The organism is Exiguobacterium sp. ZWU0009, from assembly GCF_000798935.2.
Taxonomy (GTDB): domain Bacteria; phylum Bacillota; class Bacilli; order Exiguobacteriales; family Exiguobacteriaceae; genus Exiguobacterium_A; species Exiguobacterium_A acetylicum.
Genome location: NZ_CP018057.1, coordinates 2,434,022 through 2,460,301, shown reverse-complemented (window position 1 = coordinate 2,460,301; position 26,280 = coordinate 2,434,022). Strand labels below are relative to the sequence as shown.

Here is a 26,280-nt window from a genome sequence, read left to right as displayed (position 1 = left end):
CATTTTTTAATGTGAATGAGACGATGTTGCCTCATCTTGAGTCTGCCATTTTTTCATGAAGCGCTGAATCCGTGCGATCGCTTCTTGGAGTTGTTCGATCGAACTCGCGTAACTTGCTCGGACATATCCCTCACCACTTGCTCCGAAGACGGATCCTGGAACGACGGCGACACGTTCAGCGAGTAACAATTGCTCCGCGAACTCTTCACTCGTTAGTCCAGTATGACCGATGTACGGGAAGGCATAGAAGGCACCGCCGGGTAAGTGTGTCGGGAGACCGGCATCGTTTAACGCCTTGACGAAATAGTTCCGGCGTTGCCGATAACTCGTCACCATGTCAGGAACCGTCTTATGACGTGAACGGAGTGCTTCAATGCCCGCGAATTGAACGAGTGTCGGGGCACACATCATCCCGTATTGATGCACCTTCAGCATCGATTGCGTGATTGAAGGTGGTGCACAAGTGAAGCCGAGCCGCCAGCCTGTCATCGCGAAGGCTTTCGAGAAACCGTTGATGATGATCGTCCGCTCCCGCATTCCGGGAAGGGTCGCAAAGCAGATTGCTTCCGTTTCGTAGGATAGTTCGGCATAAATCTCGTCACTGATGACGTATAGATCATGTTTTTGAACGAGTAGTGCAAGATCGGCGAGTTGATCGCGTGTCATTGTCGAGCCCGTCGGATTCGATGGGAAACAGAAAATGATCGCTTTCGTCTTGTCCGTTAGCAATTGCTCGATCGTTTCCGGTTGAATCGCAAAACCATCTTCTGCATGACACGCAGCGGCGACAGGAATGCCTCCAGCGAGTTCAATTAAAGGGGCATACGAGACGAACGCCGGTTCAACGACGATGACTTCATCTCCTGGATTGATCAAACTACGAAACGCAAGGTCGAGTCCTTCTGAAGCTCCGGTCGTGACGATGATTTCTTCCGTCGTCGAATAGGAGATGGCGAACTTTTCTTGCATATAGAGTGCGATTTCCTGACGTAACTCGAGTAAACCGGCGTTCGCACTATACGCTGTATAGCCTTGCTCGAGTGCTGCGAAGCTCGCTTCGCGAACATTCCATGGCGTGACGAAATCAGGTTCGCCGACACCAAGGGAGATGACGTCCTCCATCGATCCTGCTAAATCAAAGAAACGACGGATGCCGGATGGGGCTAGCTGTTCGACACGTTCAGATAGAGACTTCATGGAGACACCTTCAATCGTTTGTCGTCATCATCCTGACTGAAGAGAACACCATCGTGCTTGTAGGTCTTCAAGCGGAAATGGGTCGTCGTCGAGATGACGGAGTCGAGCGTCGATAATTTTTCCGAGACGAATTGAGAGACTTCTTGTAGCGATTTGCCATCAAGTACGACTTGTAAGTCATATGCGCCCGACATCAGATAAAGGGACGTCACTTCCGGGAAACGATGAATCCGCTCCGCTACCTCGTCAAAACCGCGTCCACGTTTCGGTGTGACTTTGACATCGATGAAAGCTGTCACGCCATGGTGGGCATGAATCTTTTGCCAGTCGATGACAGCGGTGTAACCAAGTAGGACACCGTCGCGTTTGAATGTCTCGATGGAAGCTGCTACTTCTGCCGCTTCCCAGTCGAGCATTTGCGCAAGCAAGTCCACGTCCATCGGACCATTTTGTGTTAATAATGCTAATAATTCGAGTTGTTTTTCGGTGTACATGGGATCACTCACTTTCTGTCAATTGACCATTGAAGGTACGGCGGGTCTGGCGCAATCGTGCGCGTCGCTCAGCCTGGACGATATGAAAGTTCTTCATTTCAGTTGTCGGAAGTTGGTGTTTTTCAACGAGGCGTTCAAAAAAGACGCGTCGCGCCGCATCCTGACGCGCGGATTCATGATTACCCGACGGATTGAAAGCATATAGGACGGTCGCGCGCGCCGGGTGCAGTATTAAATGATCCTTGCCGACGCGTAAGATCCAGTCCCAGTCCCAGTAGTTGAAGACGTCCTCGTCAAACGGACCGAGTTGATCGTGGAGCGATTTACGGTAGAGTGACCCGGACGGAATATACGTCGAGTCTTCTCGAATCGTCTCTGAATCGTACGGATACGCGAATGGCTCAGAATCGATTGCAATCCGGTGATCCTCTTCCCAGCGGTACGTAAAGAGTTCCGCGTCTGTATAGGTGAGATCGGCACCAGCTTCGAGATCGCCGACCGCTTCTTCGAGGTGACTCGGTAATAAGAGGTCATCGTCATCATGAAGTAAGATATACCGACCGGAAGCGAGCGTGACACCATGATTTCGAGCACGAACATGATGGTTTTCAGGTAACTCGACATAGGTCAGTTGAAGACGGTCCTGATATGCAGTCGTCACTGCTGAGACATCGTCTCCATTATTATTTAAGACGATGACTTCGAAGTCTTGATAGTGTTGACGTGTCAACGCTTCTAGCGCTTCTGCTAATTCACGAGGACGATTGTACGTCGGAATGATGATGGATACGGTTGGCATCAGTGATCGCTCCTTGAACAAAGACACCTGTCCAGGAACAGGTGTCTTCTTGTTTTTTACATGTTTGCTTCAATACGTGGTAGCAGTTCGTTCCATTCTGCTTCTGGTTCTTTCGTAACCGTTACGAAGTCGCCGTAAGCGAACAGATTGTCGATGCCATCGAGGGCGATCAATGATGCGAGCAACGCATCTTCAGGTGTATCTTCTTTTTTGACACTCGTACTTTTAGCACCGAAGCGCTGTTCTTCGAGCGTGATTTTGACGGAATTCGGATTTGGTGTGTAATCGACTTGCATGAGGTAAGCTCCTTTCAACGTACATCCATGTTTGGATGGTAGGTATCACTTTCAGTATTATTAGTTTGAAAATTAACAGTTTATAATAAAGTAATTTGCTTGAGTAATCTAACTTGATTATAAACTTTCAATAAGTTTAGTATAGCAGATATCTCAAGAATACATTTTGTTGACTGAACATTCTTGTTTGAAACTTTGTTTTAATATTTGAACGAAGCAATCACCTTAGATTTCACTCTATTGTGGTAGTTAAAATTCATAAAAAAATCTATTATTAATAATAGGTTCTGAAGAACTTGAAAATAAAAAAAACCTTAGGTTTATGTTATTTTAATATGTTGTTAAACCGCTCTATGGAGGGAACGGATAAAACGGAAGTTTACTACCATCTATCTCTTTAAAAAAGTCAAGGTTTGTATAAAAAAAAAACTACGTTTAATCTACATATTGTATCTTAAAGGCGAATTGCAGTTTGTTACGATCAATATATAGAGAAATACGTTTGAATACCGTCATGACCGGATATATAGTGATAAAAACACTATATATCCGGTCATGACGGGTTCTCTTTGTAGTCGTACTTAAATTTATAATCCACATAAATAAATTGTTTTGTATTTCAAAAAAATTTATTTATGAATTTTAAAAACTGTGATGTCGTCTGGCGACTTATTTTTACGAACAGAAGGAGTGGTTCATAGTGGCATCTCCACTGAATACAGCACGCATCTTTAAAGGTGCAATGACAATAGAAGACGTATATGTCGTGATTAGACAAGCAACGGAAACGTATCCGGAGCTTGATATCGACCGCTATACTGAACGTGCCATCCGAGCGCTTGAAGGAAAATCCTTACAAGCCGATCAAGTCTATGAACTGTTAACGATGCACGCACTCGATATGTTGAAGGCAGAAGAGCCGAACTGGACATTCGTAGCGACAGCGACTTACTTAAATCGGTTATACCTTGAAGCAGGTGAAAATCGCGGATATGCAGCAGAAGAACGGTATGGTTCGCTGTATACGCTGATTGAAAAACTGACAGAAATCGGCATCTTCACGAAACATTTACTAGATGCGTATTCGAAGGAAGACATCAACGAACTGTCGGCAACGATCGATCCATCCCGCGACCACTTGTTCACATACATTGGTCTTCGAACTCTGGCAGACCGGTACCTCGCACGCGATCACGTCAAAAACCTGTACGAGCTACCACAAGAACGGTTCATGGTCATCGCGATGACACTGATGCAGAACGAACCGAAGGAACGTCGTTTAGAACTCGTCAAAGAATCTTACTGGGCATTGTCGAACCTCTACATGACAGTTGCGACTCCGACGCTTTCGAACGCTGGTAAGTCTTACGGTCAACTTTCTTCATGTTTCATCGATACAGTCGATGATTCGCTACGTGGCATCTACGACTCGAACACGGACGTGGCGACACTTTCTAAAGGTGGCGGCGGAATCGGCGTCTACATGGGTAAGATTCGCTCACGCGGATCAGACATCAAAGGATTCAAAGGTGTCTCAAGCGGTGTCATCCCGTGGATGAAACAGTTGAACAACACGGCAGTCAGCGTCGACCAGCTCGGTATGCGTCAAGGATCAATCGCTGTGTATCTCGACATCTGGCATAAAGACATTCTCGAGTTCCTGGACGCGAAGCTCAACAATGGGGATGAGCGACTTCGGACACATGACTTATTCACAGGTGTTAACTTACCGGACCGTTTCATGCGTGCCGTCGAAGCACGAGAAGACTGGCATTTGTTTGACCCACATGAAATTCGGACGGTCATGGGCTTCAGCCTCGAAGATTACTTCGATGAGACGGAGCAAGGTGGCAGCTTCACGGAACGATACGAAGCGTGTGTAAACGAACCACGCCTCAGCAAAAAAACAGTCCCGGCGATCGATCTCGTCAAACGCTACATGCGTTCGCAGCTCGAGACAGGGACGCCATACATGTTCTTCCGTGACGCCGTTAACCGTGCGAATCCGAATAAACATGCAGGGATGATCTACTCGTCTAACCTTTGCTCAGAAATCATGCAGAACATGAGCCCGACGACCGTGACAGAAGAATACACGGAAGACGGTAAAATCATCGTCACGAAGACACCAGGGGACTTCGTCGTCTGTAACTTGTCATCGATCGCACTTGCACGTGCAGTTCGTTCTGACGTCCTAGAGCGATTAATTCCGATTCAAATGCGGATGCTTGATAACGTCATCGACTTGAATACGATCGATGTTCCGCAAGCACAATTGACGAATCAAAAATACCGTGCCGTTGGTCTTGGCACGTTCGGTTGGCACCATCTGCTCGCACTCGAAGGCATCCGTTGGGAATCGGTCGAAGCGGTACAATACGCAGACCGTCTCTACGAGAAGATCGCTTACTTGACGATCGATGCGTCGATGCAACTTGCGAAAGAGAAGGGCGCATACCGTCTCTTCGAAGGTTCAGAATGGCAAACAGGAGAGTACATCAAACGTCGCCACTACAAAACGACGGATGAACTTGATTGGGATCGTCTCCAAGCTGACATCACGGCGTACGGAATGCGTAACGCATACTTGATGGCGGTCGCACCGAACTCATCGACGGCGATCATTGCGGGTAGTACGGCATCGATTGATCCAATCTACAAAAAAGTCTACTCGGAAGAGAAGAAAAACTATAAGATCCCAGTCACTGTTCCGGATTTAACACCGGAAACGAACTGGTTCTATAAATCAGCGTTTGAGATTGATCAGTTATGGAGCATTCGTCAAAATGCTTCACGTCAGCGTCACATCGACCAAGCGATCAGTTTCAATCTGTATGTGAAAAACAACGTCAAGGCGAAAGAGTTACTCGAGATGCACATGGAAGCGTGGCAACTCGGGATGAAGACGATCTACTACACGCGTTCGACAACGGTTGAGATCGACGAATGTGAATCGTGTTCATCATAAGATAAGGAGGACGATATCATGAAGGCAGCAATCGTATATGCGTCATTGAGTGGAAACACAGAGGAGGTGGCAGAACTCGTCGCGAAGACGTGTTCTGAGATGGGAATCGAGCCGACGATGTTGTTTGCGGACGAAGTGACGACGTATCAGTTAATGCCTTATGATATCGTCTATTTTGGTTCGTATACGTGGGGAGATGGGCAACTGCCCGACGATATGCGCGACTGTCTTAGAACCGTTCTGAAGGAGAGTTCGCATGCGATTCCGCAGGCAGCTGTTTTTGGAACAGGGGACAAGATGTTCGTCAAATATTGTCGCGCCGTTGATGAGATGGCATATCATCTCTCAAAATTCGGGGTACCGCTTGCTGGAGAACTGTTGAAAATCGAACAGTCACCACGCAATCGCCCGCATCTCGTCAAGGAATGGACGAAACGGACCATTCTTCAATTACAGCAAGAAGGAGTCGAAGCACATGGAACAGCTACAAAAAATCAAACTGCTTGATGCACGCCATCCGAATCGCGCGACAGCGATCATCGGTGGCGAAACGAGTGCCATCGTCAACTGGAACGACATTGCGTATCCACAGTTTTATTCGATCTACAAACAATTGTTATCGAACTTCTGGATTCCAGATGAGATTTCGATGTCAAAAGACATGCAACAATGGAATCAATTGAGCGAACGGGAACAGGATGCCTTCAAACGAATCATCGGGCTACTCTCGATCCTTGACTCGGTTCAGACACGTTATATCTTGGAATCGGCAATGTTCACATCGGATTCATCTGTTCATGCGATTCTCGCCATCATCGCTCAACAGGAAGTCGTTCATAATCAGTCGTACAGCTACGTCTTATCCAGCTTAGTTCCATTGGCTGAACAAAACCGGATTTTCGATATCGCGAAAGACGATGACATGGTCATGAAGCGTAATGCATTCATTCTTGATTTATACGAAGATTTCCAAAATGACCGGACTCCAGAAAACTTCGCGAAATCGCTTGTTGCTTCGATCGTTCTTGAAGGAATCAACTTCTATTCAGGCTTTGCCTTCTTCTATAACTTAGCGCGTCACCAAAAAATGGTCGGAACATCGACGATGATCAGCTATATTCAACGGGATGAATTACAACACTCGTACTTCATCAGCCAATTGTTACGTGCTGTCTTGTCAGAGCATCCGGAAATTGATGCCGATGGCTCATTCACACAATTCGTCTATGATACGTTCAAGCGTGCCGTTGATCTTGAAATCGAGTGGAGCGAATACGTCTTACGTGATCTAGACGGACTTGACGTCAGTGAGATGCGTGATTACGTTAAATATCTCGCGAACAAACGCCTTCGCGTCATCGGTTTGTCGGATCTCTATGAAGGGCACGACGAAGACGTCATGCCATGGATTCGTGCGTATTCAGATGATTCGATGAACGCGACGAAATCGGACTTCTTCGAACAAAAATCACGTTCGTATGCGAAAGTAACGGATGCGAATGGATTCGACGATCTATAAGTAATAAATAGATAATTGATGATTGCTTCTACTCTATATTTCCTTTACGCTAGGACAGGTGAGGTTCTGCTCGACTCCTGCGGAAAAACAAGTCATCATGACCCTGGAAGATGCGACGCATCTGAAGCGGCATGAGGGCTTATCCGCGGAAAACGAGCAGACCGAGACTGTCCGTTTTTATTAGAGCGTTGTGAAAGTCGCTCACATCACTTTTCGGTATCTGTTTTTTAGGTCAATTGAGTAAAAGAACAAAAAAAGGGCCGAACTCGGAAAGTTCGGCAGAATCAGGGGGAATACTTGAAGTCTTGCTACTAAAATGTTCCCTCGTGAAATAAAAAATAAACAAATTCCAAAAATATTTTTTACGATACAAGAAAAGTGTGTTATTATAAGTTGATGAATTTAGTTAGGGAGTGTATACATTATGGCAAACTTTGAAAAAGACCAAGTCGTTACTGGTAAAGTAACTGGTATTCAAAACTTCGGTGCTTTCGTAGCACTTGACGAGCAAACACAAGGTCTCGTCCACATCTCAGAAATCTCACACGATTACGTAAAAGACATCAACGATTACGTAAAAGTTGGCGATGAAGTAACTGTTAAAGTTCTCGACATCGACGAAGCTAACAAAAAAATGAAGCTTTCGATCAAAGCAACTCAGGAAGCTCCAAAACGTGAAGCACGCGCGAAAGGTCCACGCAAAAACGCTGGACGTCGCGATGCAGGTCCTGCTTTCAAACAAGAAGAAGCACCTGGATTCAACGTTCTTAAAGGTAAATTGGAAGAATGGATTGAAAAATCAAACTTCCAAAAATAAGCCACATGAGAGAATCGACATCGGTCGGTTCTCTTTTTTTATGCGGTTTTTACATAGAATAAGCATTAAATTAGATGCGAAAGGGGAATGTGTGGATAATGTAAGGTGTTCATTACTTATTGAGGAGGCAACACAGATGGAAAACTTTGAATATCGCAATCCAACAAGACTTATTTTTGGTGACGGTCAAGTCAGCCAACTGAAACCACAACTCGAAGCACTCGGTGCAAAGAAAGTCATGCTCGTCTTTGGTGGCGGTAGTATCAAACGTAACGGCGTTTATGATGATGTTACACGTGAACTCAACGCGGCAGGAATCGAGTACGTCGAATGCGACGGTGTCGAACCGAACCCGCGTATCGAGACAGCAGAGCGCGGTATCAAAATCGCACGGGAAGCAGGCGTTGACGCATTGCTTGCACTCGGTGGCGGTTCTGTCATCGACTGCACGAAATTGATTGCTGCTGGTATTCCTTATGAAGGCGAAGCGTGGGATCTCGTCATCGGTAAAGCAACACCAGAAACAGTCATCCCATTCGGAACAGTCTTGACGCTTGCAGCAACAGGTTCTGAGATGAACTCAGGATCGGTCATCACGAACTGGAAGACACAAGAGAAATACGGTTGGGGCAGCCCGCTTACGTTCCCGACTTTCTCAATTCTTGATCCGAAGTACACAGTCAGTGTGCCAAAAGATCAAACGATCTACGGTATCGTCGATATGATGAGCCACTGCCTCGAGCAATACTTCCACCCTGCGCATGCACCGGTCCAAGAACGGATGACAGAAGGTGTCATGAAAGCAGTCGTCGAAGCAGCACCAAAACTCGTCAACGATCTCGAGAACGTTGAACTTCGTGGCACGATTCTCTTCGCTGGTACGATGGCACTTAACGGTGTTCTTCAAATGGGAGCACGCGGCGACTGGGCATCACACAACATCGAGCACGCTGTCTCAGCTGTTCACGATATCCCGCACGCAGGTGGACTCGCAATCCTCTTCCCGAACTGGATGCGCCACGTGCTTGACGAATCAAATGCACATCGCTTCGTGACACTCGGTGAGAACGTCTTTAACGTTGATACGGAAGGTAAATCAGAGATGGAAGCAGCACACGCGACAATTGACGCGATCAGCGCTTTCTGGACATCACTCGGTGCACCAAACCGACTTGCTGATTACGACATCAAAGAAGATACAGTTGATTCAATCGTCAAGTCAGCGATGACACGCGGCGACTTCGGAAACTTCAAATCACTTGGAAACGAAGATGTTCGTCAAATCGTGACAGCTGCCCTATAACAATCTGTAACATTTGCTACTCATTTCACAAAAGACTTGAACGACCTTCCTTCTTGCGTTTTAATGAAAAGGAAGGTCGCATTTCGTTGCGAATGAATAAGGAGGACGATGGCATGTCAACAGTACGTTTTGATTATTCGAAGGCCCTACAATTTGTAGGTCAACATGAAGTAGATCATATGGCGGAGACGGTAAAGACGCTTCACCATGCGATTCATGAAGGAACAGGCGCAGGAAGTGATTTCTTAGGATGGGTAGATCTTCCGACGAACTACGATCAAGCGGAGTTTGCACGCATCCAAGCGTCTGCAGAAAAAATCAAGTCGGATTCTGATGTGTTGTTAGTCGTCGGAATCGGCGGTTCGTATCTCGGTGCGCGTGCTGCAATTGAGATGCTCGGACACTCATTCCATAACTTGTTATCAAAAGAAGATCGCAAAGCACCACAAATCATCTATGCAGGTCATAATATCTCATCGACGTATCTGCACGATTTATTCGAAGTCCTCGAAGGAAAAGATGTATCGGTCAACATCATCTCAAAATCGGGTACAACGACAGAACCAGCAATTTCGTTCCGTCTCTTGAAATCGTTCATGGAAGAAAAATACGGTAAAGCAGAAGCGAAACACCGGATTTATGCAACGACGGATAAAGCACGCGGTGCATTAAAAACACTCGCAGACTCTGAAGGATACGAAACTTTCGTCATTCCGGATGATGTCGGCGGCCGTTTCTCTGTTTTGACACCGGTTGGTCTATTACCAATCGCAGCAGCTGGTATTTCAATCGAAGAGTTGATGCAAGGTGCCCGTGACGCGCAAGAGCGCTATGCGAGCGAAAACCTAGCTGACAACGAAGCGTATCAATACGCGGTCGTCCGAAATGCGCTTTATGCGAAAGGGAAGACGATCGAGCTTCTCGTCAACTACGAACCAGCACTTCATTATGTATCGGAGTGGTGGAAACAATTGTACGGCGAGTCAGAAGGAAAAGACTTCAAAGGGATCTTCCCAGCAGCAGTCGACTTCTCGACGGATCTCCACTCGATGGGACAATATGTCCAAGAAGGTCGTCGTGACCTGTTCGAGACAGTCATCAAAGTCGGTCAAGCGCGTCATGCGTTGACGGTTGAAGAAGATGCTCAGGATCTCGATGGATTGAACTTCCTTGCAGGCAAGTCGATTCAATTCGTCAACGATAAGGCGGCAGAAGGTACGTTGCTTGCGCACACGGATGGACAAGTACCGAACTTGACGGTCGAACTTCCAGAGATGACACCGTATCACCTCGGATTCCTGTTCTACTTCTTCGAAAAAGCTTGTGCGATGAGTGGTTACCTCCTCGGAGTGAACCCATTTGATCAGCCAGGCGTCGAAGCGTACAAGAAAAACATGTTCGCGCTTCTTGGGAAACCAGGATTCGAAGCAGAAAAAGCAGAACTCGAAGCACGTTTGAAGTAATGTGAAACGACAGTCGATCGTTCCCTTGTGGAACATCGGCTGTTTTTTTGCGTTTACCGGATGATAGTAGGAGATCATTTTCCAGATTTACAGGTAATCCTAGCGTTTTCACTTTTAGAATACCCGTGAAACAGGTAAAGTGAAGTTAGAAGAAGAAATGAGGTGCACGTACGTGATTACATTCTTGGATTATTATCAAAATCAAGTGGAATTAAGTTTTGATGACCATCCGTTCTCGGATCGTCCCTTGCACGTGTGGGTCATTGCCGTGTACGAAGGAAAATGGTTGCTGACCCATCATAAGCAGCGTGGGTACGAATTTCCCGGCGGAAAGGTTGAACCAGGTGAGACAGCAGAAGAAGCCGCACGTCGTGAAGTGATGGAAGAGACGGGTGGGAAAATCGATTCTCTCTCATATGTCGGACAGTATCGTGTTGCCGGAAAAGGTGATACGATCATCAAAAACATCTATTTCGCGCAAATCGGATCATTGTCGTCTCATCTTGCCGTGGATGAAACAGATGGTGCTTTTCTATTCGAGGAACTCCCTGATCGTCTCGATACGAATCGACAATACAGCTTCATGATGAAGGACCGTGTCCTTCCGGAGACGCTCCGTGTACTTAGCGAACGCCGATTGGTTTGAACTTCCGCGTCAAGGTCCGTTTCGTACGTTTCGGATGTTCTATACCACAGGGGATGGGGAACGGGTCGGTGCCTATATCGTACTCCCGCAAGTCGCAAATGGTCAGGGAATTCTCTATTTGCGTGGTGGAACGCGTTCGATCGGAATGGTCCGACCGACACGACTGCTCGCGTTCGCACAGGCTGGCTTTTTTGTCATGGCACCTTTCTATCGGGGGAATTTAGGCGGTACGGGAAAAGAAGACTTCGGTCATCACGATATCGAAGACGCCTGCAGTGCCTTTGACTGGTTGCAGCAACGTGTCTCGCATGTTCACGCATTCGGATTTTCACGTGGTGGGCAGATGGCATTGCTCCTTGCGCATCATCGTCCAGTTGCCCGAACGGTGTCGTGGGCAGGGGTGACCGAGTTGAAATGGACCTATGAAGAGCAGAAGACGATGCAAAAGATGCTTCGTCGCTACACGGGAGGTACACCCGACACGGTTCCTGATGCATACGCGGTTCGCTCTCCGCTTCATGTCGCACCTCAAGGTGAAGTGTTATTGATTCACGGTGCGTATGATGAAAACGTTCGTTTACGCCACGCGACGGCTTATGCTGCGCGTCATTCCGAAAAGACGATGCTTCAGACTTACGCCTACGCGCATCAATTTCCGATTCACGAAAAGTTACGTGTGACGTGGAATGTATTGAATTGGTTTGAGACTGGTATCTATAATCGATGATGTAACCGGTACGACGAATGTCGTATCGGTTTTTTGTCATCTAAAGAATTGAACTTACATACATAATGGGAAAAAAAGAATATTGATTCGTTGTAAAAAACAATAAACTTCCTAAAAAATAAATTTTGATATAATTAGAACCATATGAGTAATGTAGAGGGGGATGGAGGACGATGGATATCTTATTAGCACGTCAACCCATCGTTGACCGAATCGGAGCAGTTGATGCATTTGAGTTGCTGTATCGTTCCGTCAAACAAATGAATGTATTCGACGGTGACTTAGCGACAATGGATGTATTAACGAATACACTTGTTCATATGGGTGTGGAGCATGTCGCTGAAGGTAAAAAACTTTTCGTCAACTTTACGGCGGATCTCTTAAAAAGTGATCTGATTCACTATTTAGATCCAAGTCGGTTCGTTATCGAAATTTTAGAAACTGTCGACATCGATACAGAGATGTTATCTGTGTTGCACAGTTGGAAAGAAGCAGGTTTTACGCTAGCACTCGATGATTTTGAAACGGATTTACTTCGTCAACATGGAACAGAATTATTTGCACTAATTGATTTAATTAAAATCGACATCGAAGCGATTCCCACTCGTGAGCAAAGTGCAATCTTGCATATTGTCCGGCGTAATTATCCCCATATTAAGATGCTTGCCGAACGAGTCGAGACACACGAGGATCATACACGTTGTCTTGCCATGGGATATGACTGGTTTCAAGGCTATTTTTACGCTAAGCCAATGTTGATGAAGGGAAAAGCTGTCCCTCCTCAATTGCCGGTATTGCTGAAGATGCTAAAATGGCTCGATACGGACGAAAAATACGATGAAGTCATTGATGAGATTGAAGCAAATCCGTATATCAGCATTCAAGTACTGCAACTGATCAATTCTCCGGGCATGGGATTACGAAATACGGTCAGCTCTGTTCGTCAAGCCATCTCATTGCTAGGCTTCTCGCAACTCAAAAGCTGGATTTCGTTAATTGTCTTACGCGAGATGAAGCTTGCTAGTCCTTACGAATGGTCAAATGAGTTACTCCGGTCTTCCTTACATTGTGCAAAACTTTGCGAGTTGTTTGCGAAAGAGACGCGTACGTTAAAGCCGGAGAGTGCTTATATGATCGGTCTGTTATCACATATTGATGCGTTATTGTCTGTGGATATCGACGACATCATCGACCAACTGCCAATTGAAGATTCTCTAAAGGTCGTTCTACAAGGAAAAGATCATCCGTTTCGGGATTGTTTAGTGCTTGCAATCAGTGCAGATCGCGGTGATTTTGATCAGTTCGAACTGCTCAGTCAACGTTTAGGTGTCTCGCTTACTCGTTCCTATGCGCTACTAGCAGAAAGTCAGGAGTGGCTCAACCAAAAAGAAACACATCTTCAAGAAAAAACGGATTCTGTTTTAGACTAAAAGTGAAGTGCATGTTTTTCTTGATTGAGAAAAACGTGCACTTCTTTTTTTGTTAATCATGAATTAATTTCTTAAGAGATTTACCGATTTCTAAGCTTAAAAAAAGAGCCCGAGGGCTCTTTTTTTATAGACGTGGACCAGCTGACTTGATTGCATCTGTCGCACTTTCGAAGCGAAGGAAATTGTGTTGGAATTTCTCAGCAAGCGAACGCGCTTGTGTGTCGTATTCGTCCGGATTCGACCAGACGCGTACCGGATTGAGTAACTCGCTTGGAACACCTGGAACTTCAAGTGGCATATGAAGTCCGAAAATCGGATGTTCTTCTGTTGGAATCGTTGCAAGTGTACCGTTGACGGCAGCATTGACCATCGTCCGGGTGTAGGATAGCTTCATGCGGCTACCCGTACCGTAAGCACCACCCGTCCAGCCGGTGTTGACGAGATAAACGGTGACACCATGACGATCAATCAATTCGCCGAGCATCGTCGCATACTTTTCAGGCATGAGTGGAAGGAATGGTGAACCGAAGCACGTTGAGAACGTTGCTTCCGGCTCCGTTACACCACGCTCTGTTCCAGCGAGTTTTGATGTATAACCTGATAGGAAGTGATACATCGCTTGTTCTTTCGTCAACTTGCTGATCGGAGGCAAGACACCGTACGCATCAGCCGTCAAGAAGACGATCGTCTTCGGGTGACCAGCGCGTGATGGAACAGCGATGTTATCAATTGCTGTAATCGGATAAGCAGCACGCGTATTTTCCGTCAACGATGTGTCATCGTAATCAGGGTGACGTGTTTCATCAAGAACGACGTTTTCAAGAACCGTTCCGAAGCGGATTGCGTCAAAAATCTGTGGTTCTTTTTCACGTGACAGGTTAACCGTCTTCGCATAACATCCTCCTTCGATGTTGAAGACACCATCGTGTGACCAACCATGTTCGTCGTCACCAATCAATTGGCGGCTATCATCAGCGGAAAGGGTGGTCTTACCAGTCCCAGATAGACCGAAGAACAAGGCAACGTCACCTTCGTGTCCGACGTTTGCCGAACAGTGCATTGAAAGAACGTTTTCTTGTGGCAAGAGGTAGTTCATGACGGAAAAGATTGATTTTTTGATTTCGCCCGCATACTCCGTTCCACCAATCAAGACGATTCGGTGTTCGAACGACATGGCGATGAACGTCTCAGAGTTCGTTCCGTCAACGGTAGGATCTGCCTTGAAATGTGGTGCGTAGACGACCGTGAACGGTTCAAAGGCAGCCACTTCAGGATATTCGCGTAAAAAGAGTTGTTTGGCAAAGAGATTATGCCAAGCGTATTGTGTGAGCACACGGACCGGAAGGGTGAAGTGCGTATCTGCACCTGCTGCAGCTTCTGTGTAGTAGAGATGATCGGCTTCGTTCATGTAACGAAGAACCTTCTGCAACAATTGTTCAAATTTGTCTCCATCCATTGGTTGGTTAACGTGACCCCAATCAATGTGAGACTCGCAGGAAGAATCACGGACGATGAACTTATCTTTTGGTGAACGACCTGTAAATTTCCCCGTTTCTACAGATAATGCGCCGTTCTCAGCAAGGACACCTTCTTCGTTTCGAATCGCATGTTCGACAAGTTCAGCAACAGATAGTTGTTTGAACACATGCTCTTTCTTGAGTAGTTCTTCGATATTCAGGACCGTCATCGGCATCCTGACCCCACCTTTCCCCTACGTTGGTTTTGGCTCATCGTATTTAGTATGACACATTTATTATATATGACATACTAAAGAGAGAGCAATCATTTTCTGGTGCTGATTTCTATTTATCTGGAAACGCTTTCAGCATTAACAGTTTAACATCTCTTTCAAAAAGTTTCGACTAGAATTTGAAACCTTGCTTGACAGAGTAGTTACAACTTTATATCATGTAATTCGTAACGGATACTCTTATTCTGAGCAGGTGGAGGGAACAAGGCCCGAAGAAACCCGGCAACCGTCCTACATTAATTCACATATTAATGAGGGAAAAGGTGCTCTCCTGAAGCGAAGTAAACACTTCGAACGATAAGAGGGTAAAGGAAGAACGCACAACCTTTCCCTGACCATTTTTTGGACTTGGAAAGGTTTTTTTCATTTTACCGTCCCACTCAACTAGGGGAAATGAGTACACCGTCAAATTCTTTTTTGGGAGGGTCATACATGACAAACCTTAATCGCCGACTTTTCACGTCGGAGTCAGTCACTGAAGGTCATCCAGATAAAATCTGTGACCAAATTTCGGATTCAATTCTTGATGCAATCCTCGCAGCGGATCCAAACGCACGTGTTGCGGCAGAAACTTCTGTCACGACAGGTCTTGTTCTCGTTGCAGGTGAGATCACGACATCCACTTACGTCGACATTCCAAAAGTCGTTCGTGAGACAATTCGTGAAATTGGTTACACACGCGCGAAATACGGTTTCGACGCGGACACGTGCGCTGTATTGACATCAATCGATGAGCAATCAGCAGACATCGCTCTTGGTGTCGACCAAGCGCTTGAAGCACGTGAAGGTAGCATGTCTGATGCAGAAATCGATGCTATCGGTGCAGGAGACCAAGGTCTCATGTTCGGTTACGCAACGAAAGAAACACCAGAACTCATGCCACTTCCAATCTCGCTTTCACACCGTCTCGCACGCCGTTTGGCAGAAGTGCGTAAAAACGGTCAACTCGACTACCTTCGTCCGGACGGAAAAACACAAGTCACGGTCGAATACAACGAGAACAACGAGCCGGTTCGTGTCGATACAATCGTCATCTCGACACAACACGCAGAAGAAGTCACGCTTGAGCAAATCCAAGCTGACTTGAAAGAACACGTCATCACACCGGTCATCCCGGCTGAATACATCGACGCAGCAACGAAATTCTTCATCAACCCAACTGGTCGTTTCGTTATCGGCGGACCACAAGGAGATGCTGGATTGACTGGTCGTAAGATCATCGTTGATACGTATGGTGGATACGCACGCCACGGCGGTGGAGCATTCTCAGGTAAAGATCCAACGAAAGTCGACCGTTCAGCTGCATACGCAGCACGTTACGTCGCGAAGAACCTCGTTGCTGCAGGTCTTGCAGACAAAGCAGAAGTTCAACTTGCGTACGCAATCGGTGTCGCGCACCCAGTATCAATCGCGGTTGATACATTCGGTACAGGAAAACTTCCTGAAGCGCAACTCGTCGAATTGGTTGCTGAAAACTTCGATCTTCGTCCGGCTGGAATCATCAACATGCTTGATCTCCGTCGTCCGATCTATCGTCAAACAGCTGCATACGGTCACTTCGGTCGTACAGATGTTGAGCTTCCATGGGAGCAAACAGATAAAGCAGCAGTTCTTGAAGAACAAGCAAAACGTTTCGCATAATCAAAAAGTCCGAGAACCCTACGCGGGTTTTCGGACTTTTTTTGTTTACGGGGAACTTTGCAGGAAACGAATGTTTTTTCTAGAAGAGGGTAAAAGTACATGAGTCGATTCGTATGAATACAAAGGGGGGTTCCGATTATGGAAATACGCGAAGCTATTCCAGCTGATGCAGGACGTATTCATGACATTGCCGTCACATCTTGGTTGGATACGTATGCAGAAATCTATTCCGAACGTTCGAAAGCGCATTTCGTGCAGGAGGCGTATCCGCAAGAAGAAGTCGTTCGTGCGATCCGGACGGCGGAAGAAGCACGGGGAGAGTATTTTTATGTCGGAATCATCGACGAGGAAATCGTCGGTTTCATTCATGCTGTTGATGTTGAGGGAACGTGGGAGATCGTTCGTCTGTACGTCTTACCGAAATATCAGCAAAATGGTATCGGGCGACGTCTGATCCGTGAACTCGAACGACAAGGAGCCGTCCCACTCGAAGTCTACGTGGAAGCACGTAACTATAAAGCACGTCAGTTCTTGACCTCATTTGGTTTTGAAGAACTGAGTGAGATGACGGAAGAAGTCTTTGGTCAAGCAGAATCAGTCATTCGTCTTCGCCATGTCGCCTCGTGAAATCCGTCTTGGGACGGTTTCGATTGCGCTTGAAATAAGGTATCGTGAAAAGGAAGTATGAAGTGAAGAGGTGAGTTTGTGGTTGAACAACCAACAGGAATCATCGTATTAGTCTATCCGTTACAACTGCGTGCCCGTCCGAGTGAAGCTTTGATTCGGGTACTCGAACGAGAGTATGAAGTGTTACTCGTCGACGCACCACGTCGCATCTCGTTTGAAGAACATGGTCAACTGTTAAAAGAAGCATTACGTGAAGCCGGAAAACGTAAGTTACCGATTCATATCGTCGCCTGTAGCATGGGCGCACTTGTCGTCAATCGTCTGTTGCAAGAATATGAATTACCTGTCGCCAGTCTGTCGTTCATTTCACCGTTATTTGATTGGCACCCTTCGAAACAACTCGGAGGCGTCAAACAAGTCTTCGCAAGTGCGTTCGATCGTTTCCGACCTGATGTGCCACTCGGTACGTTACCATTTGGTCAAAGTACGGAAGATACTGTTCGTATCGGTGAACTGACCTATGCACAGTACCGGGAAATCGAAGAAGAGATCGTCGTACATGACGAGGAACGAAAAAAACTGCCGCGTGTGAACTTGGCTTGTTTTTATGCACCGGACGATCAATTCGCAGACGTCAAGTTGACGCTTGAAGTATGCCGGAAAATGGGGGGCGATCAGATTTACTTACAACGTCTACACGGATTTCCGCATTTTAGTTTCGAACGGTTGAACACACGGTTTGCAGAAAAATTAATGTTGTTCTTTAAGCTTGTTGAAGAATGAAATAACAAAAGTGATGCCTCTAAAAAAAGGCATCACTTTTTTGTGTCCAATCATCCGCGTACTTTTTTCTCGATTGCGATGATGAACGGTGGATGATTTTGTTGATTCAAGAAACGGTACTGAAGAACGGCGTAATCTTGCTGATCAAGGGCTGTCACGTAATCGAGGACGGCGTCGCGCTCTCGTTTTCCTTCCAGGTGACCGTGATAGACGACGAGGACGACAAGACCGCCGGGAGCGAGGACCGGGAGGAGGGCATCGAGTGCTTCGAGCGTCTCTTCACCTGTCGTTGTGATCGATTTGTCGCTTCCAGGCAGATATCCGAGATTGAAGACACCGGCACGAACGGGACGTTGTTCGTCCGAAAGACGGGCACCGACATGGATGTGGCTTTCATGATAAAGGTCGACGCGTGCTAACATTCCGGCTTCGTCGAGACGTCGCGTCGATTCCTCGATGGCTTGTGCCTGGACATCGAACGCAAGGACTCGACCTTCTGGACCGACGCATTCTGCTAAAAACTGCGTATCATGTCCATTTCCGGCAGTCATGTCGACGACGCAGTCTCCGGGCTCGATAACGGACTCGAGTAATTGTTTCGTATAAGGTAGTACACGGGCAAGTGACATGGCATAGACTCCTGTTCCTATAGTCTGTTTTTCTAGTAATGGTTCAGTATGTGCAAGATTCTTTCTGCATTATATCATTTTTTGATTCGTTGACGAAAAGCGAAGTGGCTTGACAGACAAGGGACGGATTGCGTAAAGTGGCAAGGTTGAGAATGAAATAGGAGGACCACAGGTATGCCAAAATTACCAAAAGCGGTCTGGATCCTTGTCCTTGCGATGGCCATCAATACGACGGGATCCTCTTTTTTATGGCCGTTTAATACATTATATATACATGAATATTTAGGAGAGTCGATGACGAAAGCAGGGATGGCGTTGTTCGTCAACTCGGCCTTAGCAATCGTCGGAAACTACTTAGGTGGAAAAGCGTTTGACCGTCTCGGCGGCAAGAAGACGCTCGTCATCAGTGTCATCGGACTTGTCCTGTCTTCCGTCGGCTTGTTGCTGTTTCATCAGACATACCTCGGATACGTCGCGATGCTTGGATTGATTGGATTCGTCGGTGGGATGGTTTTTCCGACGATCTACGCGATGACGGGTGTCATTTGGCCTGAAGGCGGGCGTCGTGCCTTTAATGCGATCTATGTCGCACAAAACGTTGGTGTAGCGCTCGGGACAGCTGTCAGTGGTCAAATCGCTGCCTTTTCGATTCAGTACATCTTCATCGCCAATCTCGTCCTCTATATCGCCTTTGCCATCATTTTGTTCGTCGGGTTGTCCTGGATTCAGGCACCAGCGCGGATGCATGCGGCCCATGAAGAGACCGAAACGACACGCACGCCCCTTGCACGCGGTGCGGCACGGACGATGTTGCTCGTCTCGATTGGTTATGCCTTACTTTGGTTCGTTTATGTGCAATGGCAGGGAACGTTTGCTGTACACACGAAATCGCTCGGTGTCACGATTTCCGAATACTCGATTCTTTGGACGATCAACGGAGCACTCATCGTGTTCGCGCAACCTTTACTAACACCAATTCTTCGTTGGTTTGGAGATGACTTAAAGCGACAACTGATGACAGGTACAGGAATCTTCCTCTTGTCTTATCTGATCGTTCCGTTCGCAGGTGGCTTCAAGATGTTCCTCGTCGCGATGATCATCCTGACGGTCGGTGAGATGTTCATCTGGCCAGCGGTTCCTGCTATGGCGGCGAGACTCGCGCCAATCGGGAAAGAAGGAGAATTCCAAGGGTATGTCAATATCGCTGCTTCAGCAGGGCGGATGATCAGTCCGACCGTTGGAGGGTTGATCTACGACTTATCTGGTATGTCAGCGGTCTTCTTGACATTGATTGGATTGATCCTGTTAGCGGGCGTCGTCTTCCTTCGTGCCATTCCTAAAATCACATCATGAGCATCATCTGTAAGACAGCGGACACTTTGATTCGCTGACTTTTGTTACGTCGTTCGTTCTAAAAACATAAAATAAATATTTAATAATATGGAATATTTCGGCAAAGAAACGGGTACTTTCTAAGCAAGAACTTGAAAAGAAAGGTCATATGAACGTTGCTTCTTTTTTGACTGGAGGTGCACGAATGGAAAGGTGTCAATTCATCACAGATGCCGCAACTTGGACGACACACGTACAGCAACAGCCTCTTGATATCTTCTACAGTCACCAATACGTCACGCTCAATGCTAGACCGTCTGAGCAAGCGGTGCTATTCCGTTATGAAGGTGATGCAGGAACACTATTTTATCCCTTTTTAAAGCGCCGGATTTTTGATACACCTTATTCAGATCTCATCACGCCGTATGGCTACGGTGGACCGGAAATCATTGGTCAACTGACTGCGACTGAAATGCAGCATGCACGCTTATTGTTCGAAAGGTGGGCAGAGCGAGAAGCGATCGTCTCGGAAATGATTCGCTTTAATCCATTGACGGGGAATGAACGCTTCATGCGGGATTGGACGAAAGTCTCTTTCATCCGTCATACGACGAGTATCGATTTACGCCCTTCAATAGAGGACATCCTGCAAACATTTCATAAGAAGACGAGAAGTATGATTCGCAAATCGCTTGCCTCTCCTTTAACTGTTAGAACAGGAACACGAGACGACCTATCTGTTTTTGTAGCGTTGTATCATGAAACGATGGACCGGAAGAATGCTTCGGCTCATTACTATTTTACAGCGAATTATTTTGAGCAATTATTTGAAGCAAATCCCCTCTGTGAGCCATTGTTACTGATTGCGGAAATCGACGGAGAACCTGTTGGTGGATACTTCGTATTGCTCGGAAAAGAATATGCCCACGGTCATTTGATTGGTTGTAAGCGGGATGAAGCGAAGGTGTTTCCGAATCAGCGACTCGAGTACGAAGCGATTCTTCAGGCGAAAGCACGCGGTCTCGTCGAACAACATCTCGGGGGTGGATATCAAGAACGGGATAGTCTCTTTGAGAGTAAATGCCGCTATACTGGATATCGACTATTTGAGTATCATCAAGGAAAATCGATTCTTCAACCAGCCATATACGATCAGTTATGTATACGATACGGGTCAGATGCCGATTCGGATTATTTTCCGGCTTACCGACAAACCAGTGTCCAAATGGCGACAAGTTAAACAGTAAGTAAATGAAGAAGGTGAAACGACTACATTGTGTAGTCGTTTTTTTGATATGCTGAAATCATGATAGATCAATAAAGGGGGATGTGTCTTGAAAAAACGAGGTCTTATTTTTGATATGGATGGGGTCATCTTAGATAGTGAAATTCGCTACTTTGAGGTCCATCAGCAGATGTTTAAAACGTTATCGATTCCGCTCGATCCGGTTCAGTATGCGACGTTCATGGGAAAAACAGGAGATGAGATGTGGGAAGAACTTGTCGCGCAACACGACCTTCCAGAAACAGCGAGTGCGTTACTTGAGGAAGAACATCGCTTGTTTCAAATTCATGCAAAACCAGAAGAATGTGGTTTAAAAGAGGGAGTCAAACAAGTCATCGAACAAGCGGCGTCTCTTGGTTATGATATCGGGATCGCCTCTTCAAGTTCGCTTCAAAAAATCGAACGCGTCATCCGTCATTATGAGCTTCCAATTACGCATTACGTTAGTGGGGAAGAAGTCGTACGTTCGAAGCCTGATCCTGCGATTTTTCGACTTGCGGCATCACGAATCGGACACGCACCTGAAGATTGTCTCGTCATCGAAGACGCTGCGAACGGGATGATCGGCGCAAAAGCAGCAGGCATGGAAGTGATTGCGCTTCTCGATGACCGGATGCCGACGCAACGTCTAGAACAAGCGGATCATGTGGCGCGATCGCATGCAGAAATCGAGGAAATTTTACGGAAGCGTTGACGCTTGAGGAAGAAACAGATTACACTAGGAAAAGATAGTCAAATGCATGGAACTGAAGTAGTAGGGGAAAGGTGCCGTCAAGAGAGCTGGTGGAAGGTGCGAACCAGTCGGTAACAACCGTGAACTCGTCAGGGAGCACGATTCGTGAAGTCGTAGTAGCGAATCCGGTCTTTCACACCGTTATCCGTGAATCAAGCGGTCTGTCATAGACAGACAACGTGGGTGGTACCGCGGAAGCCAAACCGGTCTTTCGTCCCTATTCCTAGGGGCGGAGGACCGGTTTTTTTAGATTAGAGGAGGAAAAGACATGCCGTACAATCATCGCGAAATTGAACCAAAATGGCAGGCGCGTTGGGATCAAGACAACGCCTTCGTCACGACAGAAGATCCAGAAAAAGAAGGGTTTTATGCCCTTGATATGTTCCCGTATCCGTCAGGTGCCGGACTCCACGTCGGTCACCCGGAAGGCTACACAGCAACGGATATCCTCGCACGGATGAAACGGATGCAAGGGTACAACGTCCTTCACCCGATGGGATGGGATGCGTTCGGGTTACCAGCAGAACAATATGCCCTCGATACAGGGAATGACCCACGTGAATTCACAGCAAAAAACATCGAGACGTTCAAGCGTCAGCTGAAAGAACTTGGATTCTCCTATGACTGGGATCGTGAAATCAATACGACGGATCCGAAGTACTACAAATGGACACAGTGGATCTTTACGAAGTTGTATGAAAAAGGACTTGCATTCGTGGACGAAGTCGCGGTCAACTGGTGCCCAGCGCTTGGAACCGTTCTTGCGAATGAAGAAGTCATCGACGGATTATCTGAACGCGGAAACCATCCGGTCGTGCGTGTCCCGATGCGTCAATGGGTCTTGAAAATCACGGAATATGCAGATCGTCTTCTTGAAGATCTCGATGACCTTGATTGGCCGGATTCTGTCAAAGAGATGCAACGGAACTGGATCGGAAAATCAGAAGGTGCTGAAATCGACTTCACGATTGATGGACACAAAAAACAAGTCACGGTCTTTACGACACGTCCGGACACAATCTTTGGTGCGACGTACCTCGTGCTTGCGCCGGAGCATCCATTCGTAGCTGACATCACGACAGCGGATCACAAGGAAGCCGTCGATACGTACATTTCGCAAGTCCAAACAAAGTCGGATCTCGAGCGGACGGATTTAGCGAAGGAAAAAACAGGTGTCTTCACAGGTGCTTTTGCTGTCAACCCAATCTCAGGTGATCGCCTTCCAATCTGGATCGCTGATTATGTCCTTGCTTCGTATGGAACGGGTGCAATCATGGCTGTTCCAGGACACGATGAGCGTGACCATGAATTCGCGAAACAATTTGACTTGCCAATCGTTGAAGTCGTCGCGGGTGGAAACGTTGATGAAGCAGCCTATACAGGAGAGGGCGAACACGTCAACTCACATATGCTTGATGGTCTTGGAAAACAAGAAGCAATCGAGACGATGATTGCTGAACTCGAAACGAATCAAGTCGGACGTAAGAAAATCACGTATCGTCTCCGGGACTGGTTGTTCAGTCGTCAACGGTATTGGGGTGAACCGATTCCAGTTGTTCACATGGAAGACGGTTCAATGAAGACGCTCAGCCAAGAAGAATTGCCACTTGAACTTCCGATCATTCCGGAAATCAAACCGTCTGGTACTGGCGAATCACCACTTGCGCTTGCGGAAGACTGGTTGGATTATACGGATCCTGAAACAGGAATGAAAGGACGTCGCGAGACGAATACGATGCCACAATGGGGCGGAAGCTGCTGGTATTATCTTCGTTTCATCGATCCGCACAATGAAGAGGCGATCGCGGATCCAGAAAAATTAAAATACTGGCTTCCAGTTGATATTTATATCGGTGGAGCGGAACATGCTGTTCTTCACTTGTTGTATGCGCGCTTCTGGCATAAAGTCTTGTATGATGCAGGCGTCGTACCAACAAAAGAACCATTCCAGAAGTTATACAACCAAGGGATGATTCTTGGAGAGAACAACGAGAAGATGTCGAAATCACGCGGTAACGTCATCAATCCGGATGAAATCGTCAAATCGCATGGTGCGGATACGTTACGCTTGTATGAAATGTTCATGGGACCACTCGATGCATCAGTTGCCTGGTCTGAAAACGGTCTTGACGGTGCGCGTCGTTTCCTCGACCGTGTCTGGCGCTTGTTCGAACGGACAGCAGACATTCAGGACGTCACAGAAGTCGATGCTGACTTCGAACGGACGTACCACCAGACGGTCAAGAAGGTCACAGAAGACTTCGCGAACATCCAGTTCAACACCGGAATTTCGCAACTCATGGTCTTCGTCAACGAAGCAAATAAGCAACCAGTTCTTCCACGTCACTTCCTTCGTGGATTCATTCAATTGTTAACACCAGTCGCACCGCACCTTGGTGAGGAACTCTGGGAACAACTTGGATTTGAAGAGACATTGACGTATGCGGCATGGCCAACATTCAATGAATCGAAACTGGTCAGCGATACGATGGAATTCGTCATTCAAGTGAACGGAAAAGTTCGCTCGAAAATCGAAATCAACATCGATGCGACAAAAGAAGAAATCGAAGCACTTGCCTTCGCTGATGAAAAGACACAAGAATGGATCGGCGACAAAACAGTTCGTAAAGTCATCGTCGTACCGAAAAAATTAATCAATATCGTGGCAAACTAAGCCATAGCCCCTTTCATTCGCTTGACGCGGATGGAAGGGGTTTCTTCATTTCCGTCGCAAGTCCGCTTTTTTTTTGAACGACCTTCTGCTACACTGAATCAGAAACCGAGAAAGAAAGGCGAGTACCATCAATGAAACGATCTTATATAGTCTATACAACGATTTTTGCTGTCGTTTCGGGGTTGATCCTTTGTATACTGCTCGTCTTCTCGAAGCCGGAGACGTTGTCACGTATTCAGGAAACGTTCGCGAAAATCGAGACGCAATCGAAGCATCAGGCAGCCGTTAAACAGGTGCCACCGAAAACGCCTTCAGCTATTCCAAATCCAGAAGAGCCGTTAATCAAAAATGTCCAACAAATGTTATATGATGATTCCATTGGTTCGTACCTCGTCGTCACAGACGATTATCGTTTCTTTGAAATCAGTGGAACCGGAGAACGCATCAATGCATCTTTCCAGTTAGAAGAAGGAAAGTTGTTGCTCGCTGGTCTTGACGGTATGACCCTCGTTGACGGGGAGACCGTCGCGCTATTGACGTCGAATCAGATTCTGGTCACGATTACGCGAAAAGATGGTGTCTGGAGCGAAGAGAAACGTGAAAAAGTACAAGGAACGACGATACGGGACAGTTTCCACGGTCTTGGATATGATACGAAGAAGAAAGAATTCTATACGATTAATCATATTCGAGCACTGGGACGAGTCGAGGTGACCTATTTTGCGATGAAAGAGGATAAGATCAAGATTGATCCTGACGCCTCGGAAAAGAAAAAACGTGCGTTGAAGAAAAAACAGAAACCACCTTATCTGTCAGTCATCAAACGGGAGAAGATCGAAGCGGCGAGTGGGATGCGAAGTGATGCGAAGAAATCGTTCGAGTCTGAGTTCCGACCGATTGGTCTTGCTGAACGACAAGGTCGGATCTACACACTGGATTCAGAAGCCCTCTATCTCTATTCGATCGATCGAAAGGACAAAACGATCACGGGCGAGACAGCCAGTCCGAAAGTATATGGTTCGAAGGGGATTTTCGTGCAAGATAATGAGTTGTTTGCGTTAGTCGTCACGGATAAATTCTCAAGCCGATCGTTTACACCGATCGATTAAATCCTGACACAATAAGACCCGATTCCTCTGCTAAACAGAAGAATCGGGTCTTATTCAT

General features: G+C 46.7%; 23 protein-coding genes, 1 riboswitch and 1 other annotated feature. Of the genes, 17 read left to right on the top strand and 6 right to left on the bottom strand.

The annotated features are described in order from the left end of the window. Window positions 1-6 precede the first annotated feature (6 nt). Genes L985_RS12830 through L985_RS12815 form a run of 4 tightly spaced genes read right to left on the bottom strand, consistent with a single transcriptional unit; the run spans window position 7 to window position 2,786 of the window. Window positions 7-1,197: an aminotransferase gene (locus L985_RS12830; RefSeq protein ID WP_034786083.1), complete on the bottom strand. Its 1,191-nt coding sequence runs from the start codon at window positions 1,195-1,197 to the stop codon at window positions 7-9. Continuing rightward, on the bottom strand, window positions 1,194-1,691 hold the full coding sequence (locus L985_RS12825) for an Lrp/AsnC family transcriptional regulator (RefSeq protein WP_029342399.1): 498 nt from the start codon (window positions 1,689-1,691) through the stop codon (window positions 1,194-1,196). The genes L985_RS12830 and L985_RS12825 overlap by 4 nt, the downstream gene beginning before the upstream one ends. 4 nt (window positions 1,692-1,695) lie before the next feature. Beyond that, window positions 1,696-2,490, bottom strand: coding sequence for a glycosyltransferase family 2 protein (locus L985_RS12820; RefSeq protein ID WP_047393462.1), 795 nt, complete (start codon window positions 2,488-2,490; stop codon window positions 1,696-1,698). Window positions 2,491-2,546: 56 nt separating this feature from the next. Continuing rightward, window positions 2,547-2,786, bottom strand: a complete 240-nt coding sequence (locus L985_RS12815; protein WP_023469118.1) for a NifU N-terminal domain-containing protein — start codon at window positions 2,784-2,786, stop codon at window positions 2,547-2,549. 700 nt (window positions 2,787-3,486) lie between these two features. Between L985_RS12815 and L985_RS12810 the strand changes: the two genes are divergently transcribed. From L985_RS12810 to L985_RS12770, 9 genes are all read left to right on the top strand, one after another. Continuing rightward, window positions 3,487-5,754 carry a ribonucleoside-diphosphate reductase subunit alpha gene (locus L985_RS12810; RefSeq protein ID WP_023469117.1) on the top strand — a complete coding sequence of 756 codons (2,268 nt, stop codon included), beginning with the start codon at window positions 3,487-3,489 and terminating at the stop codon, window positions 5,752-5,754. A gap of 18 nt (window positions 5,755-5,772) precedes the next feature. After that, complete coding sequence (locus L985_RS12805) at window positions 5,773-6,261, top strand: flavodoxin domain-containing protein (protein ID WP_023469116.1); 489 nt, start codon at window positions 5,773-5,775, stop codon at window positions 6,259-6,261. Next, window positions 6,230-7,273, top strand: coding sequence for a ribonucleotide-diphosphate reductase subunit beta (locus tag L985_RS12800; RefSeq protein WP_035406099.1), 1,044 nt, complete (start codon window positions 6,230-6,232; stop codon window positions 7,271-7,273). The genes L985_RS12805 and L985_RS12800 overlap by 32 nt, the downstream gene beginning before the upstream one ends. Window positions 7,274-7,697: 424 nt before the next feature. Next, complete coding sequence (gene yugI, locus L985_RS12795) at window positions 7,698-8,090, top strand: S1 domain-containing post-transcriptional regulator GSP13 (RefSeq protein WP_012371159.1); 393 nt, start codon at window positions 7,698-7,700, stop codon at window positions 8,088-8,090. 136 nt (window positions 8,091-8,226) lie between these two features. Next, window positions 8,227-9,393, top strand: coding sequence for an iron-containing alcohol dehydrogenase (locus L985_RS12790; RefSeq protein ID WP_029342395.1), 1,167 nt, complete (start codon window positions 8,227-8,229; stop codon window positions 9,391-9,393). Window positions 9,394-9,506: 113 nt separating this feature from the next. Then, window positions 9,507-10,856, top strand: coding sequence for a glucose-6-phosphate isomerase (locus L985_RS12785; RefSeq protein ID WP_047393465.1), 1,350 nt, complete (start codon window positions 9,507-9,509; stop codon window positions 10,854-10,856). A gap of 172 nt (window positions 10,857-11,028) precedes the next feature. Then, on the top strand, window positions 11,029-11,502 hold the full coding sequence (gene ytkD, locus L985_RS12780) for an RNA deprotection pyrophosphohydrolase (RefSeq protein ID WP_047393467.1): 474 nt from the start codon (window positions 11,029-11,031) through the stop codon (window positions 11,500-11,502). Beyond that, window positions 11,474-12,229 (top strand): alpha/beta hydrolase family protein, encoded by a 756-nt coding sequence (locus L985_RS12775; protein WP_051656293.1) that lies wholly within the window; start codon window positions 11,474-11,476, stop codon window positions 12,227-12,229. Before ytkD ends, L985_RS12775 begins: the two co-directional genes overlap by 29 nt. 173 nt (window positions 12,230-12,402) lie before the next feature. Then, window positions 12,403-13,659 carry an EAL and HDOD domain-containing protein gene (locus tag L985_RS12770; RefSeq protein ID WP_047393469.1) on the top strand — a complete coding sequence of 419 codons (1,257 nt, stop codon included), beginning with the start codon at window positions 12,403-12,405 and terminating at the stop codon, window positions 13,657-13,659. A 124-nt stretch (window positions 13,660-13,783) separates the two neighbouring features. Here the strand turns inward: L985_RS12770 and pckA are convergent, their stop codons facing one another. After that, on the bottom strand, window positions 13,784-15,352 hold the full coding sequence (gene pckA / locus L985_RS12765) for a phosphoenolpyruvate carboxykinase (ATP) (protein WP_197499330.1): 1,569 nt from the start codon (window positions 15,350-15,352) through the stop codon (window positions 13,784-13,786). Window positions 15,353-15,586: 234 nt separating this feature from the next. Next, window positions 15,587-15,713, top strand: a riboswitch (SAM riboswitch). 128 nt (window positions 15,714-15,841) lie between these two features. On the opposite strand from pckA, the gene metK reads away from it, so the two are divergent. The 3 genes from metK (at window position 15,842) to L985_RS12750 (ending at window position 18,460) form a co-directional block, all read left to right on the top strand. Continuing rightward, window positions 15,842-17,050: a methionine adenosyltransferase gene (metK, locus tag L985_RS12760; RefSeq protein ID WP_023469108.1), complete on the top strand. Its 1,209-nt coding sequence runs from the start codon at window positions 15,842-15,844 to the stop codon at window positions 17,048-17,050. A gap of 138 nt (window positions 17,051-17,188) precedes the next feature. Continuing rightward, window positions 17,189-17,677, top strand: coding sequence for a GNAT family N-acetyltransferase (locus L985_RS12755; protein ID WP_029342389.1), 489 nt, complete (start codon window positions 17,189-17,191; stop codon window positions 17,675-17,677). Window positions 17,678-17,755: 78 nt separating this feature from the next. Next, window positions 17,756-18,460, top strand: coding sequence for an alpha/beta fold hydrolase (locus tag L985_RS12750; protein WP_047393471.1), 705 nt, complete (start codon window positions 17,756-17,758; stop codon window positions 18,458-18,460). A gap of 50 nt (window positions 18,461-18,510) precedes the next feature. On the opposite strand, the gene L985_RS12745 is transcribed toward L985_RS12750, so the two are convergent. Then, complete coding sequence (locus L985_RS12745; protein WP_256375409.1) at window positions 18,511-19,110, bottom strand: tRNA 5-(aminomethyl)-2-thiouridylate-methyltransferase MnmM; 600 nt, start codon at window positions 19,108-19,110, stop codon at window positions 18,511-18,513. Window positions 19,111-19,263: 153 nt separating this feature from the next. Here L985_RS12745 and L985_RS12740 point away from each other — a divergent pair, with 153 nt between their 5' ends. The 5 genes from L985_RS12740 to L985_RS12720 all read left to right on the top strand — a co-directional run bounded on the left by L985_RS12740 (window position 19,264) and on the right by L985_RS12720 (window position 26,222). Next, window positions 19,264-20,442: an MDR family MFS transporter gene (locus L985_RS12740; protein ID WP_047393473.1), complete on the top strand. Its 1,179-nt coding sequence runs from the start codon at window positions 19,264-19,266 to the stop codon at window positions 20,440-20,442. Window positions 20,443-20,626: 184 nt separating this feature from the next. Further along, window positions 20,627-21,661 carry a peptidoglycan bridge formation glycyltransferase FemA/FemB family protein gene (locus tag L985_RS12735; protein ID WP_047393475.1) on the top strand — a complete coding sequence of 345 codons (1,035 nt, stop codon included), beginning with the start codon at window positions 20,627-20,629 and terminating at the stop codon, window positions 21,659-21,661. 94 nt (window positions 21,662-21,755) lie between these two features. Further along, window positions 21,756-22,400 (top strand): HAD family hydrolase, encoded by a 645-nt coding sequence (locus L985_RS12730; protein ID WP_029342385.1) that lies wholly within the window; start codon window positions 21,756-21,758, stop codon window positions 22,398-22,400. Window positions 22,401-22,438: 38 nt separating this feature from the next. Beyond that, window positions 22,439-22,661: a binding site (T-box leader), on the top strand. Between the two features lie 46 nt (window positions 22,662-22,707). Next, complete coding sequence (gene leuS, locus L985_RS12725; protein ID WP_047393477.1) at window positions 22,708-25,113, top strand: leucine--tRNA ligase; 2,406 nt, start codon at window positions 22,708-22,710, stop codon at window positions 25,111-25,113. 131 nt (window positions 25,114-25,244) lie between these two features. Beyond that, complete coding sequence (locus L985_RS12720; protein WP_029342383.1) at window positions 25,245-26,222, top strand: hypothetical protein; 978 nt, start codon at window positions 25,245-25,247, stop codon at window positions 26,220-26,222. Window positions 26,223-26,280 lie beyond the last annotated feature (58 nt).

What these genes read in the sequence shown, in the direction of transcription:
- L985_RS12830 (WP_034786083.1), bottom strand. Translation starts at nt 1,197, where the DNA reads ATGAAGTCTCTATCTGAACGTGTCGAACAGCTAGCCCCATCCGGCATC.
- pckA (WP_197499330.1), bottom strand. Translation starts at nt 15,352, where the DNA reads ATGCCGATGACGGTCCTGAATATCGAAGAACTACTCAAGAAAGAGCAT.
- L985_RS12740 (WP_047393473.1), top strand. Translation starts at nt 19,264, where the DNA reads ATGCCAAAATTACCAAAAGCGGTCTGGATCCTTGTCCTTGCGATGGCC.
- L985_RS12800 (WP_035406099.1), top strand. Translation starts at nt 6,230, where the DNA reads ATGGAACAGCTACAAAAAATCAAACTGCTTGATGCACGCCATCCGAAT.
- L985_RS12770 (WP_047393469.1), top strand. Translation starts at nt 12,403, where the DNA reads ATGGATATCTTATTAGCACGTCAACCCATCGTTGACCGAATCGGAGCA.
- L985_RS12720 (WP_029342383.1), top strand. Translation starts at nt 25,245, where the DNA reads ATGAAACGATCTTATATAGTCTATACAACGATTTTTGCTGTCGTTTCG.
- L985_RS12735 (WP_047393475.1), top strand. Translation starts at nt 20,627, where the DNA reads ATGGAAAGGTGTCAATTCATCACAGATGCCGCAACTTGGACGACACAC.
- L985_RS12820 (WP_047393462.1), bottom strand. Translation starts at nt 2,490, where the DNA reads ATGCCAACCGTATCCATCATCATTCCGACGTACAATCGTCCTCGTGAA.
- metK (WP_023469108.1), top strand. Translation starts at nt 15,842, where the DNA reads ATGACAAACCTTAATCGCCGACTTTTCACGTCGGAGTCAGTCACTGAA.
- L985_RS12805 (WP_023469116.1), top strand. Translation starts at nt 5,773, where the DNA reads ATGAAGGCAGCAATCGTATATGCGTCATTGAGTGGAAACACAGAGGAG.
- L985_RS12815 (WP_023469118.1), bottom strand. Translation starts at nt 2,786, where the DNA reads ATGCAAGTCGATTACACACCAAATCCGAATTCCGTCAAAATCACGCTC.
- L985_RS12825 (WP_029342399.1), bottom strand. Translation starts at nt 1,691, where the DNA reads ATGTACACCGAAAAACAACTCGAATTATTAGCATTATTAACACAAAAT.
- L985_RS12755 (WP_029342389.1), top strand. Translation starts at nt 17,189, where the DNA reads ATGGAAATACGCGAAGCTATTCCAGCTGATGCAGGACGTATTCATGAC.
- leuS (WP_047393477.1), top strand. Translation starts at nt 22,708, where the DNA reads ATGCCGTACAATCATCGCGAAATTGAACCAAAATGGCAGGCGCGTTGG.
- L985_RS12790 (WP_029342395.1), top strand. Translation starts at nt 8,227, where the DNA reads ATGGAAAACTTTGAATATCGCAATCCAACAAGACTTATTTTTGGTGAC.
- yugI (WP_012371159.1), top strand. Translation starts at nt 7,698, where the DNA reads ATGGCAAACTTTGAAAAAGACCAAGTCGTTACTGGTAAAGTAACTGGT.
- L985_RS12785 (WP_047393465.1), top strand. Translation starts at nt 9,507, where the DNA reads ATGTCAACAGTACGTTTTGATTATTCGAAGGCCCTACAATTTGTAGGT.